Genomic DNA, 18,651 nt, shown 5'->3' with positions numbered 1-18,651 from the left:
GGAGGATTTTAATCCTCAAAGCTACAAGGGTAATACAAAAAGAGCCTGACTCCAGGCTCTTTAGTCTATTATTTCTTCTCAGCACGAAGGGCTGACAAGATTTGTGTACGGATATCATCCACACCATTTGGCGTATTTGGTAAAAAGATCGTTTGATTGCCTTTAGAGGCAAAGGTATTCAAGGTATCCAAATACTGGTTGGTCAAAAGAATGGACATGATTTGCTCTTCTGTCATACCAACATTGGCTTCCTTGAGTTCTGTGATAGACTCTGCTAATCCATCCACAATCGCTTTACGTTGTTGGGCAATCCCCACACCATGAAGGCGGTCTTTTTCTGCTTCTGCTTCAGCTGCAGTGACGATTTTAATCTTGTCTGCTTCCGCCAATTCTTGCGCTGCGACCCGCTTACGTTGCGCCGCATTGATTTCATTCATGGATTGCTTAACTTCTGCATCTGGTTCGACCTTAGTAATCAAGGTTTTCACGATAATATAACCGTAAGTAGTCATTTCTTCTGCTACTTGGTGTTGAACTTCAAGGGCAATCTCATCTTTTTTCTCAAACAATTCATCCAAGGTTAATTTGGGAACAGAAGAGCGAAGAGCATCTTCGATATAAGATTTAATCTGAGATTCTGGACGCATGAGTTTATAGTAGGCATCTGTCACGCTCTGCTCATTAACACGGTACTGAGTCGCTACATTCATCATAACAAACACATTATCCTTGGTTTTAGTCTCAACCACAATATCGCTTTGCAACAAGCGCAACTGAATCCGCGCTGCAATCGAGTCAATCCCAAAAGGCAAGCGAATATGAATACCGCTATTGGCAACCTTTTGGTATTTCCCAAAGCGTTCAATAATCGCCACCGACTGCTGACGAACCACATAAACTGTACTCAGTGTGACTATCACCAATAGGAGCACACAAACCACCACAAAAATCATCAAAAATGTTGCCATTATCGTGACCTCCATCATTATTTTTCCTGTATTATAGCACATTTAAAGAAGGCTGTGCAGTTTTAACTGCGATTTTTAAAAATAAAATGTTAACCATCTATTTTGTAACTAAAAAGATAGCCTCATACAAAGCTATCCTTTGATTCTCATCAATGCGCCAACATTTCTTGAGCGATTTCTTGGCCAGATAGGTTATCTGGGTAGTAGGTTGGCCAGTTATCCATTTCTTCAAAGAGGGCTTCTTGGCTTGTGCCTCCAAAGAAGATATGGAAATGTTCTGCCTTAACTGGGGCGATATTGTGGTCACTAAACTGAACATACTTGAACTGTCCAGCGTCTGCATCTGTGGCTTCAAAGAGGAAGCGCACGCCACGATTGCCTTTCTTGTAAGTCAAGATTTTCTTACCAACATACTTGTAGGTGAATTTCTTACTTTGTCCACCTTGAACAAATTCCATAGTATTATCAGAAATGTTGATCTTAGTGACATCTGTCTGATAGCCTTTTGTATAGTAAGCCTTGTACTCAGCCTGAGTCATCTTACCAGTCAACTTAGACTTGTAGTCAAAGACTTGGTCAAACGTACCATCTTCAAGGAAAGGATAAACTGATTGCCAGTTACCTACATAGTCACTCAAGGTGCGGTCCTTGACGTCTGCATCCTCGAAGTAACCATTTTGAACTGTCTTGGTATCCTCTGCCTTTTCAGGCTCAATTGCTGGGCCTTCTTGGTCCGTTGTTTGTTTCAGAGCCTTGAGGTTTTTCTCCATAACGGAGATGTAGTTTTCGCCAGCCTTGGTATCCTCTTCTGTCAGACTTTCTAAAGGATTGAGGACATCTGTTTTGACACCTGCTTCTTTTGAAAGTGTGTTAGCAAGTGCTTGTGAAGCATTTTCTTCAAAGTAGATATAGGCAATTTTATTTTTCTTGACGTACTCTGTCAATTCTGCCAGACGAGCAGCTGATGGTTCTGCATCTGGAGAGAGACCTGAGATTGCGACTTGTTTGAGTCCATAGTCCAAGGCAAGATAGTTAAAGGCTGCGTGTTGAGTCACAAAGCTCTTTTGTTTGGCTTGAGACAAGCCTTCTGCATAAGCCTTATCCAAGGCTTGCAATTTTTCGATATAGGCAGCAGCATTCTTTTCAAAGGTCTCTTTTTTATCAGGATAATCTGCTGACAAGCTATCACGGATGTGCTCTACAAGTTTAACGGCACGAACTGGTGATAACCAAACATGGGGATCGTACTCATGGTGATGGCCTTCTTCTCCATGGTCATGGTCTCCCTCTTCTTCCTCACCACCTGGCAAAAGCAACATATCGCCTGTCGCCTTGATGGTTTTGACCTTTTTCTTATCCAAAGTATCTAGCAATTTAGGGACCCATGTTTCCATGTTTTCATTTTCATAAACGAAGGTATCTGCGTCTTGGATTTTGGCAACTGCCTTGGCAGACGGTTCATATTCATGGGGTTCTGTACCAGCACCGATGAGGAGTTCTACATTAGCAGTATCTCCTGCGACTTGCTTGGTAAATTCATAGACAGGGTAAAAGGTTGTCACAATATTTAGTTTGCCATCTGCCTGCTTTTGATTGGAACAAGCCACTAAAAACAAGGCACATAGACTGGCGAACAATAAGCTAATTTTTTTCACGTTAGTCTCCTATTTGATAAAACGTCTTACTAAACTAATAAGTAAAAAGACAGTTACAAAAATAATGGTAATACTTGCACTTGCAGGTGTTTCTGCATAGTAGGAAATGTAAAGTCCTGCTACCATTCCCAAAAATCCAATAGCACTGGCAAGTAGCATGACCGATTTAAAGTTTTTCCCCAGACGCAGGGCAATACTAGCTGGCAAGACCATAATGGTCGATACCAGAAGAGCTCCTGCTGCAGGAATCATAAGGGCAATGGCCACTCCTGTCACCATGTTAAAAAGAATAGACATGGTACGAACGGGCAAACCGTCCACAAAGGCCGTATCCTCATCAAAGGTTAAGATATACATTGGACGAAGGAAGAGGAAGGTCAACAGCAAAACAACCGCCGCAATGACAAAGAGAGAAATAACCTGCTCTTCGCTAATCGTCACGATAGAACCAAAAAGATATTGATCCAAACTCATTGAGCTAGAGCTTTTACCCTTGCTCATGACAATCAGAGAAACAGCCAGTCCTGTTGACATTAGGATAGCTGTCCCGATTTCCATAAAGCTCTTGTAAACCGTACGGAGATACTCCAGAAAGACCGCCGCAATCAAGACAATAGCAATAGTTGAAATAGTCGGAGAAACCCCCAGAACCAGACCAAAAGCTACACCCGACAGCGAGACGTGGCTAAGGGTATCGCTCATCAAACTCTGACGGCGCAAGATTAGGAAGGTTCCCAATACTGGCGAGAAAAGACTCATGGCAATAACCGCCAGAAAGGCGCGTTGCATAAAGTCATAAGATAACAAACTAAGCATGGCCCACCTCCTGATCATTCTCATGAACGTTGAAACAACGCCATGGCGAATCTTGGTTACGAACTAGATGAATATTGCGGTCCGCATAGTCCTTAACTTCTTCAGGATCATGGGTAATCATCAAAACAGCCTTACCATGATGATGGGCGCTGTGGTGCATGAGTTCGTAAAATTCATTTTTACTTCCTGCATCCATCCCCGTTGTCGGCTCATCTAGGATAAACACATCTGGATCCGAAGCAAACATACGCGCAATCACCGCTCGCTGCTTTTGTCCTCCAGATAGAGAACCCAAGCGTTTGTCTCGATGTTCCCACATGCCAACTGAGTCCAGACTAGCCTTGATATGCTCCTCATCATGAGCATTCAAACGACGGAACCAACCCTTTCGTGGATAGCGACCTGACTTGACAAATTCATAAACCGTACTTGGAAAACCAGCATTAAAACTGGCAATTTGCTGAGGCAGGTAGGCAATTCTCAATTTCTTACCCTGCGTATTTGTCTTGGAAATAGTCACGTTACCAATGCGTGGCTGAAGGATTCCAAGACTGGCCTTGATTAGTGTCGTCTTAGCTGCCCCATTCTCCCCTGTCAAGGTAACAAATTCTCCACTATCAACACTATAATTGATATGTTCAAGAACAGGCTCCTTATCATAATAGAAGGATAAATCCTCTACCGTAATATATCTCATTATTTGATTTCTCCTACTAAAGCAGTCAAAAACCGCTGAATCACTTTTTGTTCATTTGGAGTAAACTGAGTCGCCACTTGTTCATAAGTTAAAAGTGTATGCTCATGGTGATGATGGTGCTCCTCAGCGATTGGACGAGCCAAATCAGTCAACTGATAAAAAATCACACGCGCATCCTTAGGATCTTTAGATGTTTCCAACATCCCTTCCTTGACCAAAGACTTAATGGCCTTGGTAACTGCTGCCTGACTGACATTGAGGCGACGGGCCAACTCTGAATTTGTTAAAGATTCCTCTGACAAAAGCATGAGAATGTGCTCCTGAGTATTGGTCAGGGCCACCTCGCTAGTGCAATGACCTATTAGAATCTCATGCTGATTTTCTGCCTGCAAAATTACCTCATTTAAAAAGGCATCAATATCCTTCGCTAGCTGTCTCATATCTGACTCCTTTCCTTTTGGATTTCTCTTTTTTAAGAGAAAAATACTATTCTTTGGAATTTTATTTACCAGTTAATTATATCACAAGCAAAAAAAGAGTCAAGAAAAAACGTGAAAACTAGTTTCATTCTTGAACTCTTCTATATTATCTATTGAAATTCTTTGACATCTCCATCATAAGTCGCCCAATCTTTGCTGAAAAAGCGCTCATTCAGATGGTAAGTCGGAGCTGGTGTGGGATTGGATAGGAAAGGATCAACTGCCTTGTCAAAAGCCAACCAGCCCAACCAACCAATATGAATTGTATCTTTTACAAAATAAGGTTCAGCACCATTTTTTGAAAAATCTGCTATATTGGTAAAACCTTGGCTTTCTAACTGGTAACGAATTTTTTCAACTGCATGTTGATACATATCTTGATTTAATCCTGTATAATCCATCCATTTTTTATTGACAGGTTGAATCACAAACAATACATTCACTTTTGAATTCGCAAATTGATTCAAGACTAATTGCAAGTCATTATATTCTGATGATTTTAGAAAATTATAATTTTTCTGATAATCCTTCCACTTGTTTAAATCTTTCTTTACTTGCGTATCATAGAAACGATTTTCCATTCCCATATCATTATTCGTGGTATTTGCTTCAGCATCTTTTACAGCGATTTCTCTCAATTCGTCGTAGGAAAATTTATCTGGTAAGTCTTTTAGATACTTCTCCACGCGATCTCTATATTTTTCTCCATCATTCACTGACAATTGTCCAAATAGAAATGATTGTTTTTGGTTGAATCGTGCCAATGTATCTATGAGTGTCTTATCTATTTCTGAAAGTTGCTCACCCTCGGTTATTTTTTTGACTATATCTCCCAATACTACATTAGGATACTTTTTCATTAAACGCGAAGCGGCGTAACGACTTGACACATCTCCAGACTGATTTTCCAAAAAAGCACCCAATTGATCCGTGTTAAAATACCTACGAAAAACTGCAGGTTCATACTCCGTTTCTGTAAACCACTGAGGAGAAATAACAAAAACAGCTTGTTTATTTTCTAGCTCTGGCAATATTTGCTGCATACCAAAGTACTGATTCAAAGAAGCTGCTCCTGCTTGTCCTAAAAAATAGGGTCTATACGAACGATTGTACTTCTCCGCTAAAACAGCTGGATGCATACTATCAAATCGAATCCACTCACTAGAACCAAAAAAGGGAATGAATCGTAGACTTGGGTCCGAAAGAGCTCTCACTTTCTGAAATCTTTCTCTAAAACTTTGTGTACTAATCGCTGCTGCATATCGTTTTTCTTCTGATAAATTATAACTTTTACTAGTAGGATAAAAGAAAATGAGCAGACAAACCAACAAACCAGCTATCAAGACCGGTCCGAAGATCATCCATAAGCGTTTAAGCATTTTGTAGCTCCACAATACCAGCTATAATTTTATTAGCTGTATTCCAGTCATCACGACCAAACTCTGTTACAGGAACACGAATGTCAAAACGGTTTTCAATCTCCACAATTAATTCAACCGTTCCCATACTATCCAAGACACCTGCATCAAAAAGATCTTCATCCATCATGTCAGAAACATCTTCCATAAACAACTCATCAATAATTTCGATAACTTCTGATTTGATATCCATATTTTATTTCCTTTTATTTTTTAAACCATAGATCATTCAAGAATCCAGAAAAGATTAAGAATGACAGCATGACGACATGGAAGGTGACAACCATGCCAAGCAACTGAATCCAGCGATTCTCAGGTAGAGCAGGCTTCCCTGCTTTTTTCCGTTCCTTATTGAGCGTTTTTTTCTTACGAACCCAAGCGTCATTGACGACCAGCCCAATCCCATGAAAGAGTCCATAGGCGATATAGTACCAGGTCACTCCATGCCAAAATCCCATAATCAGCATATTTACAATGTAGGCCACACTTGAGGTTACATTACGATTCTTAAAGACCTTCTTTCTGGTCAACACCATCACCATTCGCATAAAGACAAAGTCACGGAACCAGAAAGATAGACTCATGTGCCAACGATTCCAAAACTCTTTTAAATCCCTTGATAAAAAAGGTTTGTTAAAGTTGATGGGGCTACGGATTCCCATCAAGTTTGAGATGGCTAAGGCAAACATAGAGTAACCTGCAAAGTCAAAGAAGAGCTCAAGACCAAAGGTATACATGACCGCTAAAGCATAGAGATTAAAGAAACCACCTGACTGCAGGGCTAGATTCTTCAGAGGAGGCAACAAGGTCTCTCCTAAAATATGAGCCAGGATAAACTTATACAAAAAGCCCCACATGATATAGCGAACAGATTCATCCAGCATATCCATTAACTCATCTCGCTCAGGAATGGTCTGATAATTTTCATTAAATCGCTTAAAACGATCGATTGGGCCACTTGAAAAAGTCGGCATGAAGAGAAGAAATCGGAGGAATTCCCAGAGGGTAAAATCCTTAATCACTCCATCTCTCAGCTCGATGATAATCCCAACCGAACGAAAGGTCAGGTAAGAAATTCCCAAAAACCCAAGCAAAGACTGCGTTCCATTGATAGCTGGCTGCACCTTGACAAAGATAATCGGAAGGAGGGATAGAAAGCTAACTAGGTAGAAGACCCACTTGCCATCCTTGCTTTTTCGATAATGCTTGTAGAAAAGCAGGAGCACTATTTCCCAGCAAAGGTAAATACCCAAGGCAGCCAACTGATTGGTCTTCCCACCTACCAACATGGTGACTATAAAGAAAAGACTAACCAGTACTTCAAACCAGGCAAAGCGTTTCTTGAAAAAGAGACCGATAAAGATGGGCAAGGTTGCAGCAATCACATAGACAAAATACTGAGGATTTCCGTATGGCTCTAAATGAGGAAGCTGTTGAAAGAACTCCATCATCTCTTATTCACCTCGTTAATTAATCCTTTGATGTCAATCTTTCCATTTGGAGTCAGTGGCAAACTGTCTCGATAAAGGAATTTAGACGGCATCATGTAGGACATCATGATATCGGTTAAATCTTCCTTGATAGCCTTGGTAATATCAATATCTCGCTCAAACTGCTCACGAACACCGTCTTTCAAGATGACATAAGCCAATAGATTTTGCACCTTGTGGTCTTTATTATAACGTGGCACAGCTACAGCAGACTCGATAAAGCGAGACTTATTGAGGTTTTGAGAGACATCTTCTAACTCAATGCGGTAACCGTTGAACTTAATCTGGAAGTCCATGCGTCCGCCGTAGAGAAGTAAGCCTTCATCTGTCATAGTTCCCACATCTCCTGTATGGTAGGCTGGCAGACTTTCAAACTCAAAGAAGGCTTCTGCCGTTTTTTCAGGATTGTTCATATAACCTTTTGAAACAGCTGGTCCTGAGACAATGATTTCTCCCTGCTCACCGTTTGGCAGTTTATTGCCGTTCTCATCAATAATAAAGGTTGGAGAATCAGCCTTGGTATAGCCGATTGGTAGGCGTTTGAGAGTCGCTAGCATCTCGTCTGTCACGGCAACAGCTGATAGAGCTACTGTCGCTTCTGTTGGACCATAGGCATTGATAATACGGGCATGTGGGAAACGTTCGCGCAGTTTTTGAGCCGTTTTGACTGTCAATTCTTCACCATCAAAGTAGAAATGCGTAATTCCAGGCATTTTCTCGCTATTAAAGTCTTCTGACAACATGGCCATATCCGCAAAAGAAGGGGTTGATGTCCAGATAGCGATTGGCAATGAAAAGATGGTCGCAAAGAGTTGCTTAAAGTCCTGAGTAATAGTTGAAGGAAGAGCGAAGAGCGTACCACCCAGTGCCAAGGTCGGCGCCCAGTACATGACAGACAGATCAAAAGAATAAGGTGGCTGAGCCAGCATTTGCGGACGACTTGGCGTCGCAAATTCTTTATCTGTAATCATCCAGTTGGTAAAGCTGAGGAGATTGTCATGGGAAATCTGCACCCCCTTAGGCTTACCGGTCGTACCAGAAGTAAAGATGATGTAGTAATTATCATCTCCTTTGACTGGATGTGTCATCTCATAGCTAGCCCCTTGAGCAAAGGCTTCTTGAACCTGAGCTAAAGTCATCATTGGCGTAGAGACTTGCTCCAATGGAAAATCTGAGATGGCAATAATCAAACTTGGCTCTGCAACTTCTACAATAGCAGAAACTCGTTCCAAGGCCGAATGGCTGTCAATGGGAATGTAGGCATGACCTGACTTAGTCAGTGCTACAAAAGTTGCCAACATTTCATACTCTTGACCACCAAAAACGACGACTGGAGATTTCTCAGGTAAGCCAAGTCGATCAATAGCTGCAGCCAAACTATCCGAATCAGCCTTCAAATCTCCATAAGTGTGTTCCTGCCCCAAAACATTGTAAACAGGATAGCTAGGCTGGGTCTGAGCAAAATGCTCAATGGTTTCAATCATATCTACTATTGGTTTATTTGACACAATAGGAATTCTCCTTCAAGTTAAAATTCATTATAAATAAAGCCACCCTGACCCTGACCAAGATAGCTAAAGAAGTAAAGCAGCCCTAGAAAGATAAGAAAATATAAGGCTGTTCGACCAAGAAAGAGGTACAATTCTTTTCTCTGTTTCATCAAGAAAAACCATTCATTTCTGTAATTTTTGCTAAATAAGATGAACTCTTACTATAGTATTTCTCTACCATTGTACCACTTTATAGGGTAATTTTTCAATTGTTTGCCGTACATTTTCACTAGATTTCAGCTTATTTTAAGGATTATGCGGTTTTTCTATGTATATTTTAAATAGAGTGAGGCTGGGCAAAAACTCCATTTCAGGAGAAAATGAAGGAAATCTTCCCATAATAAAACGCACAATATCAAGTTTTTTCAACACCTGATACTATGCGCTTTTCTGATTTTTAAAGACTTTTTAACACGTCTCTCATTTAAAATAATCTCGCCTGATATAAATTAAAATAGCTTCTATCATCAGACAAATGGCTGATATCCAAAAACTGATGCTAATACCAAAACTCTCAGTAATATAGCTCATTAGCAAAACAAATACTGAAAATGCTAATGTCGAAATCACTTCCAGAACGGAATAGACATTAACCAAGTTATTTTCCTCTACTGTTTCCTGAAGAAATACACTTTCAGGAACTTCTTTTAGTTGCGATAACATACCAACTAAAGCTGAAAATACTAAAAACATCTGTGCGTTTGGAAAATATAGAATAGTCAGCGTCACTATTGCCATGGCTATAAGAGAAAAAAGAATACTTTCCCACTTAAGAGCAAGAAACTTTTCAGATAGCCGAAAAGCAATTAAACCACTAATTATAATCCCGATAGAATATGCTGTATTAGAATATCCCCAGTAACTTTCCGTTTCATTTAATAACTCAGTTACAAAGACAAGTATGATAGACGAAACCCAAATCGTATTTGAGAAAATTCAAATAAATTTGCTGATACAAAAAGTCTTAATCTAGGATCTCTAGCAACTAACTTCCAACCTTTGAGCAAAATTTCAAGATTTGTCTCTGACTCTAGCACCTCCACTTCAGCCTTAGGAAGAAATAACATCAGAAAGCTAGAAATTATATACAACATCAAAATTATAAACGTGGTTGGTAATAGACCAATTGTTGCAAACAAGAGTCCACCTAACCCCCACCCCACCAATTGAACGGCTTCACCACTCATTGATAAGGCTGAGTTAGCCTTACCCAAATCAGTTGCATAGCGCGGCACAATAGCATAAGAAACAGGTGCGGCAAAACCATCTAATATAGAAATTGCAACAACAAATAGATAGATTACCAAAGGCGCTACTGATTTCATTACGGTAAACATTCCTACCAGTATCGCCAATAATATAGTCTTTCCAAATTGAGAGAAAGATAAAACCCTATTGAGCGCTATCCTTTTAGTAACTAAAGGAACTAAAAGACTCGCAACAAAAGAGGATATCCCTATTAAAATGGGAACTAGTGATGTGGCAATTACTGATTTTGAAATAATGTATATGTTAGCAATGATTGTTACTCTAAAGAAAATATCTGCTAAATTTGCAAACAATTGAGAGACTAACAACTTAATAAATGAATTAGACATGTAACTCTCCCATCTTAGTTACCAACTTTAGAATTAAAATTTGATTTTTAATATTTTAGCATAAAATAGCAGAAAACAAAAGTGAGATTTTTCACATAAAAAAGCAAAAGCTATTGCCTTTATTCCTCCTACTTTTTGAAGGAATTATTATCGTTGGAGGCTAGCTCTAAGAAGTTATACTCAATAAAAAAAGCCTGAGATTTTCATCTCAAGCTTTATCAGCATAATTGTTTTCTAGGTTAGAAAAGTGAGAATACAAGAACGGCCAAAGCTGCACCAATAACAGGTCCCACAACAGGAATCCAAGCGTAAGACCAGTCTCCGTCTCCTTTGTTTGAAATTGGCAAGATGCTGTGCATGATGCGAGGTCCAAGGTCACGAGCTGGGTTCAAGGCATAACCTGTTGTCCCACCTAGTGATAGACCGATACCGACAATCAAGGTACCTACTGCAAAGGTTCCGATACCTGCCTGAAAATCGTAAAGACCCAATGCAAAGATTGTCAATACCAAAACAAAGGTTCCAAGTATTTCGCTAATCAAGTTTGACACAGTATCTTTGATGGCTGGTCCTGTGCTGAAAGTAGCCAAAATATTTCCTGCGTTTTCTTCTGCTTCGTAGTGAGGTTTGAATTGCAACCAAACCAAAATCTGACCCAGCATAGCCCCTGCGAACTGGGCTAGGATGTAAGGGAAAACGGAAGCCCAAGGCAGACCACCTTTTAAGGCCACACCGATGGTCACAGCTGGGTTTAAATGAGCTGGACTGAGCTTCCCAGATACAAATACTGCAACCGCAACTGCAATCCCCCAACCCATGGTAATCACAATCCATCCTGCACTGTTGCTCTTGGTTTTTGGAAGAACCACACCTGCTACAACACCATTTCCTAGAAGAATCAGGATTAAAGTTCCCAAAAATTCTCCAAATAATTCATTCATCATCTTTCTATCTCCATTAAAAAGAAGAGCGGGCGGCAAGGAATGCTGCCCTCCACCTCTTTTATTTTTTCTTAATTTTTTAATTCTGCTAAATCGTTGTTAGCGAGAGCTGCTTCGACATCTGCTCGATAGCCTGCTTTTTCTTCTTCTGACCAATCATAGAATCGTCCCATTTCATTCAAAACTGGCTCAACGATGCTATCCAAACTATCACGCATAAAGAGCATATGGTTGGTACGACGAAGAAGGAAGTCAACTGGGCTCAGAGCCAACTCATTGCGCATTGCATAGTGAAGTGACAAAGTATCTGCCAAGCTGAGTCCTGGTGCTTGTTCCAAGCTGTGAGCAAGAGCAAAGACTTTCGGTGCATTTGAACCGTAAAGATTTGCTAGGTAATGAGCTTCCTTGCTATCCAAACCACGTGACACTCCAAGTTGCGCAAAGGCTTCGATTTCTGAGTCCACATTTGCTGGGTTCAATTCTCCACCTGAAACAGGGTAAGTCTTAGAGTTGATGAGTTTAAAGCTGCGGTCAAATTCTGCTTTAAGGATGTCAACCACGCGCTCCATAGCTCCTTCAGCCATCTTACGGTAGTCTGTGATTTTACCACCAGCAAGGGTCAAAAGGCCATTGTCATCACGATCCAAGCTCGAACCACGAGAAACTGCAGATGGATCCAAATGTTTCTCAGAGGTACTGCTTTCAAGCTTGCTGACAGCAGACTCAACATCTTCACGCGTTTTTTCTTTAGAAAGATAGGATTCAACAGTCGCAATCAAGTTGTTAAAGCTTTCATCACTGATGGTTCCATTATTTCCTCCGTTGTAGTCAGAAGCGCTATTGCCTGCGATCAATGGACGAAGACCTGCCCAGCTGCTTTCGATATCATCAATGGTGATGTTGGCTTCTGGGAAGCGGTTATTGACAATGCCAAGTAGGTAATCTACATCTTCTTGAGTTACTTTTGGATGTTCCAAGTCACCTGTGTAGTCTGTATCAGTTGTACCAAAGTATGTCTTGTTTTCACGTGGAAGAACAAAGACCATACGGCCATCACCCAAACCTGTGTCAAAGTAAACTGGTTGTGAAACCTTGATCTTGCTTGAATCCACTACTAAGTGAACTCCCTTAGTTGGACGCATTTGTGAGAATTGTGTTCCCTTATTAGACAAATTGCGTACTTTATCACTCCAAGGACCTGTTGTGTTGATAACCAGACGAGCCTTGATTTCAAAGACTTGGTCTACCAAGAGATCACGGGCTACAACACCTGTAATCTTGCCACTTTCGTCAAAGAGGAAGCCTTCTGCCTTCACGTGGTTAGCAATGAGGGCACCATCTTGGTTAGCACGTTTGATGTTTTCAATCACAAGACGGGCATCGTTGTTACGGAAGTCAAGATAAACTCCACCTCCTACCAAACCTTCTTTCTTCAAGTTTGGCTGGCGTTCCAAGACTTCTTCCTTGCTCAAGACCTTGTTTGCAGCTGGCGTGTTATTAACCCCTGCCAAAAGATCATACAAGTCCATGGCTACTTTGAGACGGAAGAGACTAAAGGTCGCTCCATCTTCATCGTAAACTGGTAAGAGCATTGGATCCGGTTTTGGAATATGTGGTGCGATTTGTTGAACTACCGCACGTTCAGAAACCGTATCTGAGACCACTTCTACGTCGAATTGTTTGAGGTAACGAAGACCTCCGTGAACCAATTTTGTTGAACGGCTAGATGTTCCTTCTGCGAAGTCCTGCATTTCAATCAAACCAGTCTCAAGACCGCTAGCTGCCGCCTGCAAGGCTACACCAGCCCCTGTGATTCCTCCACCGATAATCAAGAGGTCCAGGGTACGTTCCTGCATTTTTTTAATTGATAATTCACGTGTTTTCTTTGAAAATTCCATATTTACACACTTTCTAACTAAGTCGCTTTATTCTTCCAGTATTAGTCGTCGATTTCCGCAAAGACTTGCGTTGCTTTCACAGCCTTCTTCCAGCCCTTGTAGAGTTGTTCCTTGCGCGATTCGTTCATAGATGGTTCAAAGAGTTCTCCTGTCTCGTTCAAGAGTTTCAACTCATCCAAGTCTTTCCAGTAACCAACTGACAAACCTGCTAGAAAGGCTGCTCCTAGAGCTGTTGTTTCCAAGTTTTTGGCGCGTGCGATATCGATTCCCAAAATGTCAGCTTGGAACTGCATGAGGAAGTTGTTCATAGCTGCACCACCGTCTACTTTCAAGACTTGGATAGCTGTCTGCGCATCCACTTGCATGGTGTCGATGATGTCACGTACTTGATAAGCGATAGATTGCAAAGTTGCCTTGATAAAGTCTTCTTTAGTTGTTCCACGAGTCAAACCAAAGACAGAACCGCGAGCGTTTTGGTTCCAGTATGGAGCACCTAAACCTGTAAATGCTGGAACGACATAAACTTCATCATTGTTGTGAGAATCACGAGCATATTTTTCAGATTCTGGTGAATTTTCAACCATGCGAAGACCGTCACGAAGCCACTGAATAGCACTTCCTGCGATGAAGATTGAACCTTCCAAGGCATAGTAAACCTTGCCGTTAATACCATAACCAATTGTTGTTAAGAGGTTGTTTTCAGACAACTGCATTTCTTCACCAGTATTCATGATGATGAAAGAACCTGTTCCATAAGTGTTTTTAACCATACCAGGTTCAAAGGCCAACTGCCCAAAGAGGGCTGCTTGTTGGTCTCCAGCCATACCTGAGATTGGCACTTCACCACCGTAGAAATGGAATGGGGCTGTCTTACCGTAGATTTCAGAGTTAGAACGAACTTCTGGAAGCATAGCCTTAGGAATATTGAGGATTTCCAAAATCTCATCATCCCATTTGAGTTCTTTAATGTTATAAAGCATGGTACGAGCCGCATTTGAGTAGTCCGTCACATGAGCTGCACCGTCAGTCAATTTCCAAACCAACCAAGTATCAATGGTACCAAAGAGCAATTCTCCTTTTTCAGCTCGCTCTTGAGCGCCTTCTACATGGTCCAAAATCCAACGAACCTTAGTTGCTGAAAAATAAGCATCGATGATCAAACCAGTCTTTTCATGGAATTTTTCTACATAACCTTGACTTTTTAGTTGTTCAGCCAAAGGTGCTGTCTGACGTGATTGCCAAACGATAGCGTTGTAGATAGGAAGTCCTGTTTTCTTATCCCAGACGACCGTTGTTTCACGTTGGTTAGTGATTCCTATTGCCTCAATTTGATTTGGCTTGACACCACTTTCGATGAAAGCACCCGCAATAACTGACTGGACTGAGTTCCAAATTTCATTAGCATTGTGCTCAACCCAACCTGCCTGAGAGAAAATCTGAGTAAACTCTTTTTGGCTCGAGCTGACCTTTTCTCCTTTTTTGTTGAAAATAATGGCACGAGAACTTGTAGTTCCCTGGTCAATGGCCATGATGTATTTTTCTTGTGACATGTGCTGTCCTCCTGATAAAGATCTTGAGGATGTTTCCTCTTTACACTTACTAGTATACAAAATAAAGCGCTTTCCCGTTTATCAACTTTTTTTAATTTTTAAAAAAATATGAGGAGATTGTGTGAATTTCACAAAAAAGACCTGGAATAACCAAGCCTTTTAAGTGAATAATAACTGACGAATCCCTGCCAAATCCTCCATATCCAAATCATTTTTTAAATAATAGACTGGTGTCTGTTCCTTCTTATGAATAGGGTTATTTGTTACCAGCAAATCATAATGCCGAGTTCTGTCATAGGCTTCAATGGTGATAAAACGATTGTATTCCAAATACCGTTTTAAAATAGCTGCCATCCTTGAAAAGACAAGAAAACCAGATGTCAAATCCAGACCAATCCGCATATGCTGACCACCATTTTCAGCCATATATTCGATCAACTGGAGCCATTCCCAGAGAATTTTCTTATCCAAATCCGTCCCCTGTTGAAAGGCAGGTAGAGCATGAAAAATCTCCTCTGCTATCTCTTTAAAATTATGTTCCATCAACAAATAAGGATGACGATTCTCTAACTGGTACTTGTAGCGGTCCTGCAAGATATAACCCTTATAGAGATAGACTTGTGCACAAAGTTGACTGAGTTCATAGGTGACATGGTCCTCTGTATAATCCCCCAGCAACTCCTCCTTCTTCATTTCTTGAATCAATTGCGTCAGTAAATCTACCAACTGCCCTCCAAAACCAAGGACATACTCCATAGTATGAAGCGGAAGAATACGATGGGATAGGAGGAAAGAGAAGAAAATCATCATCTCCCCATCCTCAGTTCCTATAGGAAGATGTTGCCCAGCAAAAAAGGACGAAGCCTTTCGATGCAAACGAAGGTAGAAAATATTGTCAAAATACCCTCGCATTTTTTCTTCTATGACTTGAAACTGACAGGCATTGACCCGAAGACGCTGTTGACTGATATGAGCCCAGAGAACCAAGTCCAATTTCTGACCCGAAGACAAACTTGCACCGCAGATTTCTTCTAAAGTGGCAATCTCCTGTTTTCTCTCTGGTTTCTGCATGTGACCTTCCCATTCCTGACTCGACCAGACCTTGCGGAAAAGACAGAAATAGAAATAGCGAATCTGATGCTCTGGACCTCGCCAACGTCCATTCTGGATGGATAAATCAAATTCTGACAAAATCTGATTTAAGCTAGCTAAGTGACGACCAAGCGTAGCCTCGCTAATCATCAATTCTTGAGCCAGCTGATGGGCTAAAAACTGTTGATGGTAGAGAAGATAGACCAAAATCTGGTATTTAACAGCATTCTCCAAAAACAGGCTCCGAATATCTCTCCCCTTGGTAGTTGCACCGATTGACAGGCGCAGATTTTCATCTTCTAAGTGAATAGTCAGCTCTAAGCCACTATCCAAAGCCTTTTCATTAAGCAGGGTGACATATTTGGTTAGAGTTGCTTTTGAAAATCCTGTTTCCTCCATTACAGCCTTGACAGTCGTCTGAGACTCTTGTAATAGAAAGGAAAGGATTGAAAATTGGCCAGATTCAGCCTTTTCCATCAAGTCTCCTAAATACATTTGTTACCCCTTTCATTTTCTACCTTAAGCATAGCATAAATCTTACAAATGCTGAAATAATCTGTTTCTCTTTTTATTTTCATGCTGATTTCCTAGTCCATTATCCCGAAAATCAGCAAACACACGGCTCCCCCTTTGGGCATTTTTATGCTAAAATAGTAGCTATGGATAAAATTATTAAAACTATATCAGAAAGCGGAGCCTTTCGTGCTTTTGTCCTTGATAGCACCGAAACCGTCCGCACTGCTCAAGAAAAACATCAAACCCAAGCTAGCTCAACTGTGGCGCTTGGTCGAACACTTATCGCCAGCCAGATTCTCGCAGCCAATGAAAAAGGAAATACCAAACTAACCGTTAAGGTGCTGGGCTCTAGCTCTCTAGGCGCTATCATCACCGTCGCTGATACCAAGGGTAACGTCAAAGGCTATGTTCAAAATCCTGGTGTTGACATCAAAAAGACTGCAACTGGTGAAGTCCTAGTCGGACCTTTTGTTGGAAATGGTCAATTCCTCGTTATCACAGACTACGGTACTGGAAATCCTTACAACTCTATGACTCCTCTCATCTCTGGAGAAATCGGTGAAGACCTTGCCTTTTACCTGACCGAAAGCCAACAGACCCCTTCAGCAGTCGGCCTCAATGTCCTTTTGGACGAGGAAGACAAGGTCAAGGTTGCAGGTGGTTTCCTAGTCCAAGTATTACCAGGAGCCAAGGAAGGAGAGATTGCTCGCTTTGAAAAACGCATCCAAGCAATGCCAGCTATCTCGACCCTTCTCGAAAGTGAAGACCATATCGAAGCCCTCCTCAAGGCAATCTACGGGGACGAGGCCTACAAGCGTCTTTCTGAAGAAGAAATCCGTTTCCAATGTGACTGTAGCCATGAGCGCTTTATGAACGCTCTTGCCAGCCTTCCAAGCTCAGACTTACAGGAAATGAAAGAGGAAGACCACGGGGCAGAAATTACTTGTCAATTCTGCCAAACTACTTACAACTTTGATGAAAACGACCTGGAGGAACTCATTCGTGACAAATCTTAATACACCTTTTATGATTGGCAATGTTGAGATTCCCAATCGTACCGTTTTAGCGCCTATGGCTGGCGTGACAAACTCAGCCTTTCGTACTATTGCAAAAGAGCTCGGAGCTGGACTCGTTGTAATGGAAATGGTCTCTGACAAGGGAATCCAATACAACAACGAAAAAACCCTGCACATGCTTCATATTGACGAAGGCGAAAACCCTGTCTCTATCCAACTTTTTGGTAGCGATGAAGATAGTCTAGCACGCGCAGCAGAATTCATCCAAGAAAACACTAAGACCGATATCGTGGATATCAATATGGGCTGCCCAGTTAATAAAATCGTGAAGAACGAAGCTGGCGCTATGTGGCTCAAGGACCCAGATAAGATTTACTCTATCATCAACAAGGTTCAATCTGTCCTTGATATCCCACTTACTGTCAAAATGCGTACCGGCTGGGCCGACCCATCTCTTGCCGTAGAAAATGCCCTCGCTGCTGAGGCAGCAGATGTCTCTGCCCTCGCTATGCATGGTCGTACCCGTGAGCAAATGTATACAGGTCACGCTGATCTTGAGACTCTCCATAAAGTTGCTCAAGCTCTAACCAAGATTCCCTTCATCGCCAACGGTGATATCCGTACTGTCCAAGAAGCCAAGCAACGCATCGAAGAAGTCGGTGCTGATGCAGTCATGATTGGTCGAGCTGCCATGGGAAATCCTTACCTCTTCAACCAAATCAACCATTACTTTGAAACAGGAGAAATCCTACCTGATTTGACCTTTGAAGACAAGATGAAAATCGCCTACGAACATTTGAAACGATTGATTAACCTCAAAGGGGAAAACGTAGCAGTTCGTGAATTCCGTGGCCTCGCTCCTCACTACCTCCGTGGAACATCTGGTGCAGCTAAACTCCGTGGAGCCATTTCACAAGCTAGCACCCTAGCAGAGATTGAATCCCTCTTGCAATTAGATAAGGCTTAA

Annotated in this window: 16 protein-coding genes and 1 pseudogene; 2 read left to right on the top strand and 15 right to left on the bottom strand. The window is 41.4% G+C overall.

Annotation, left to right across the window (positions count from 1 at the left end; all coding sequences use genetic code 11):
- Positions 1–68: 68 nt before the first annotated feature.
- The 15 genes and pseudogenes from NMM17_RS05015 to NMM17_RS04945 form a co-directional block, all read right to left on the bottom strand.
- On the bottom strand, positions 69–953 hold the full coding sequence (locus NMM17_RS05015) for an SPFH domain-containing protein (protein ID WP_004235732.1): 885 nt from the start codon (positions 951–953) through the stop codon (positions 69–71).
- 164 nt (positions 954–1,117) lie between these two features.
- Positions 1,118–2,623, bottom strand: coding sequence for a zinc ABC transporter substrate-binding lipoprotein AdcA (adcA, locus tag NMM17_RS05010; RefSeq protein ID WP_049546879.1), 1,506 nt, complete (start codon positions 2,621–2,623; stop codon positions 1,118–1,120).
- A 9-nt stretch (positions 2,624–2,632) separates the two neighbouring features.
- Complete coding sequence (locus tag NMM17_RS05005; RefSeq protein ID WP_254753944.1) at positions 2,633–3,439, bottom strand: metal ABC transporter permease; 807 nt, start codon at positions 3,437–3,439, stop codon at positions 2,633–2,635.
- Positions 3,432–4,136 (bottom strand): metal ABC transporter ATP-binding protein, encoded by a 705-nt coding sequence (locus tag NMM17_RS05000; protein ID WP_254753943.1) that lies wholly within the window; start codon positions 4,134–4,136, stop codon positions 3,432–3,434. Before NMM17_RS05000 ends, NMM17_RS05005 begins: the two co-directional genes overlap by 8 nt.
- On the bottom strand, positions 4,136–4,576 hold the full coding sequence (adcR, locus tag NMM17_RS04995) for a zinc-dependent transcriptional regulator AdcR (protein WP_001249308.1): 441 nt from the start codon (positions 4,574–4,576) through the stop codon (positions 4,136–4,138). The genes NMM17_RS05000 and adcR overlap by 1 nt, the downstream gene beginning before the upstream one ends.
- Before the next feature lie 149 nt (positions 4,577–4,725).
- Positions 4,726–5,994, bottom strand: coding sequence for a D-alanyl-lipoteichoic acid biosynthesis protein DltD (gene dltD, locus NMM17_RS04990; RefSeq protein ID WP_000919855.1), 1,269 nt, complete (start codon positions 5,992–5,994; stop codon positions 4,726–4,728).
- Entirely contained in the window at positions 5,987–6,226 is a 240-nt protein-coding gene (gene dltC, locus NMM17_RS04985) for a D-alanine--poly(phosphoribitol) ligase subunit DltC (RefSeq protein ID WP_000351967.1), read from the bottom strand. Before dltC ends, dltD begins: the two co-directional genes overlap by 8 nt.
- Positions 6,227–6,239: 13 nt before the next feature.
- Positions 6,240–7,484, bottom strand: coding sequence for a D-alanyl-lipoteichoic acid biosynthesis protein DltB (gene dltB / locus NMM17_RS04980; protein ID WP_254753942.1), 1,245 nt, complete (start codon positions 7,482–7,484; stop codon positions 6,240–6,242).
- Entirely contained in the window at positions 7,481–9,031 is a 1,551-nt protein-coding gene (gene dltA, locus NMM17_RS04975; RefSeq protein ID WP_254753941.1) for a D-alanine--poly(phosphoribitol) ligase subunit DltA, read from the bottom strand. The genes dltB and dltA overlap by 4 nt, the downstream gene beginning before the upstream one ends.
- A 20-nt stretch (positions 9,032–9,051) precedes the next feature.
- Positions 9,052–9,183, bottom strand: coding sequence for a teichoic acid D-Ala incorporation-associated protein DltX (locus tag NMM17_RS04970; protein WP_000813666.1), 132 nt, complete (start codon positions 9,181–9,183; stop codon positions 9,052–9,054).
- Positions 9,184–9,493: 310 nt separating this feature from the next.
- Positions 9,494–10,671, bottom strand: a pseudogene (locus NMM17_RS04965) (ryptide export MFS transporter).
- A 239-nt stretch (positions 10,672–10,910) separates the two neighbouring features.
- Positions 10,911–11,615: an MIP/aquaporin family protein gene (locus NMM17_RS04960; RefSeq protein WP_000980813.1), complete on the bottom strand. Its 705-nt coding sequence runs from the start codon at positions 11,613–11,615 to the stop codon at positions 10,911–10,913.
- 68 nt (positions 11,616–11,683) lie between these two features.
- On the bottom strand, positions 11,684–13,510 hold the full coding sequence (glpO, locus tag NMM17_RS04955) for a type 1 glycerol-3-phosphate oxidase (RefSeq protein ID WP_000395902.1): 1,827 nt from the start codon (positions 13,508–13,510) through the stop codon (positions 11,684–11,686).
- A gap of 41 nt (positions 13,511–13,551) precedes the next feature.
- Positions 13,552–15,060: a glycerol kinase GlpK gene (gene glpK, locus NMM17_RS04950; protein WP_000076803.1), complete on the bottom strand. Its 1,509-nt coding sequence runs from the start codon at positions 15,058–15,060 to the stop codon at positions 13,552–13,554.
- Between the two features lie 159 nt (positions 15,061–15,219).
- Positions 15,220–16,647, bottom strand: coding sequence for a helix-turn-helix domain-containing protein (locus NMM17_RS04945; protein WP_000280566.1), 1,428 nt, complete (start codon positions 16,645–16,647; stop codon positions 15,220–15,222).
- A gap of 164 nt (positions 16,648–16,811) precedes the next feature.
- Between NMM17_RS04945 and hslO the strand changes: the two genes are divergently transcribed.
- Positions 16,812–17,684 carry an Hsp33 family molecular chaperone HslO gene (gene hslO, locus NMM17_RS04940; RefSeq protein WP_000357855.1) on the top strand — a complete coding sequence of 291 codons (873 nt, stop codon included), beginning with the start codon at positions 16,812–16,814 and terminating at the stop codon, positions 17,682–17,684.
- Positions 17,671–18,651 (top strand): tRNA dihydrouridine synthase DusB, encoded by a 981-nt coding sequence (dusB, locus tag NMM17_RS04935; protein WP_000183302.1) that lies wholly within the window; start codon positions 17,671–17,673, stop codon positions 18,649–18,651. Before hslO ends, dusB begins: the two co-directional genes overlap by 14 nt.

It is taken from the genome of Streptococcus sp. CF7_Ac1-12 (assembly GCF_024295905.1).
GTDB lineage: Bacteria > Bacillota > Bacilli > Lactobacillales > Streptococcaceae > Streptococcus > Streptococcus mitis_AP.
This window is presented reverse-complemented; position numbering and strand designations above follow the sequence as displayed.

Bases quoted from the DNA above. Each gene is read 5' to 3' on its own strand.
- NMM17_RS05015 (WP_004235732.1), bottom strand. From the start codon at position 953: ATGATTTTTGTGGTGGTTTGTGTGCTCCTATTGGTGATAGTCACACTG.
- NMM17_RS05005 (WP_254753944.1), bottom strand. From the start codon at position 3,439: ATGCTTAGTTTGTTATCTTATGACTTTATGCAACGCGCCTTTCTGGCG.
- NMM17_RS05000 (WP_254753943.1), bottom strand. From the start codon at position 4,136: ATGAGATATATTACGGTAGAGGATTTATCCTTCTATTATGATAAGGAG.
- adcR (WP_001249308.1), bottom strand. From the start codon at position 4,576: ATGAGACAGCTAGCGAAGGATATTGATGCCTTTTTAAATGAGGTAATT.
- dltD (WP_000919855.1), bottom strand. From the start codon at position 5,994: ATGCTTAAACGCTTATGGATGATCTTCGGACCGGTCTTGATAGCTGGT.
- dltC (WP_000351967.1), bottom strand. From the start codon at position 6,226: ATGGATATCAAATCAGAAGTTATCGAAATTATTGATGAGTTGTTTATG.
- dltB (WP_254753942.1), bottom strand. From the start codon at position 7,484: ATGATGGAGTTCTTTCAACAGCTTCCTCATTTAGAGCCATACGGAAAT.
- NMM17_RS04970 (WP_000813666.1), bottom strand. From the start codon at position 9,183: ATGAAACAGAGAAAAGAATTGTACCTCTTTCTTGGTCGAACAGCCTTA.
- NMM17_RS04960 (WP_000980813.1), bottom strand. From the start codon at position 11,615: ATGATGAATGAATTATTTGGAGAATTTTTGGGAACTTTAATCCTGATT.
- glpO (WP_000395902.1), bottom strand. From the start codon at position 13,510: ATGGAATTTTCAAAGAAAACACGTGAATTATCAATTAAAAAAATGCAG.
- glpK (WP_000076803.1), bottom strand. From the start codon at position 15,060: ATGTCACAAGAAAAATACATCATGGCCATTGACCAGGGAACTACAAGT.
- NMM17_RS04945 (WP_000280566.1), bottom strand. From the start codon at position 16,647: ATGTATTTAGGAGACTTGATGGAAAAGGCTGAATCTGGCCAATTTTCA.
- hslO (WP_000357855.1), top strand. From the start codon at position 16,812: ATGGATAAAATTATTAAAACTATATCAGAAAGCGGAGCCTTTCGTGCT.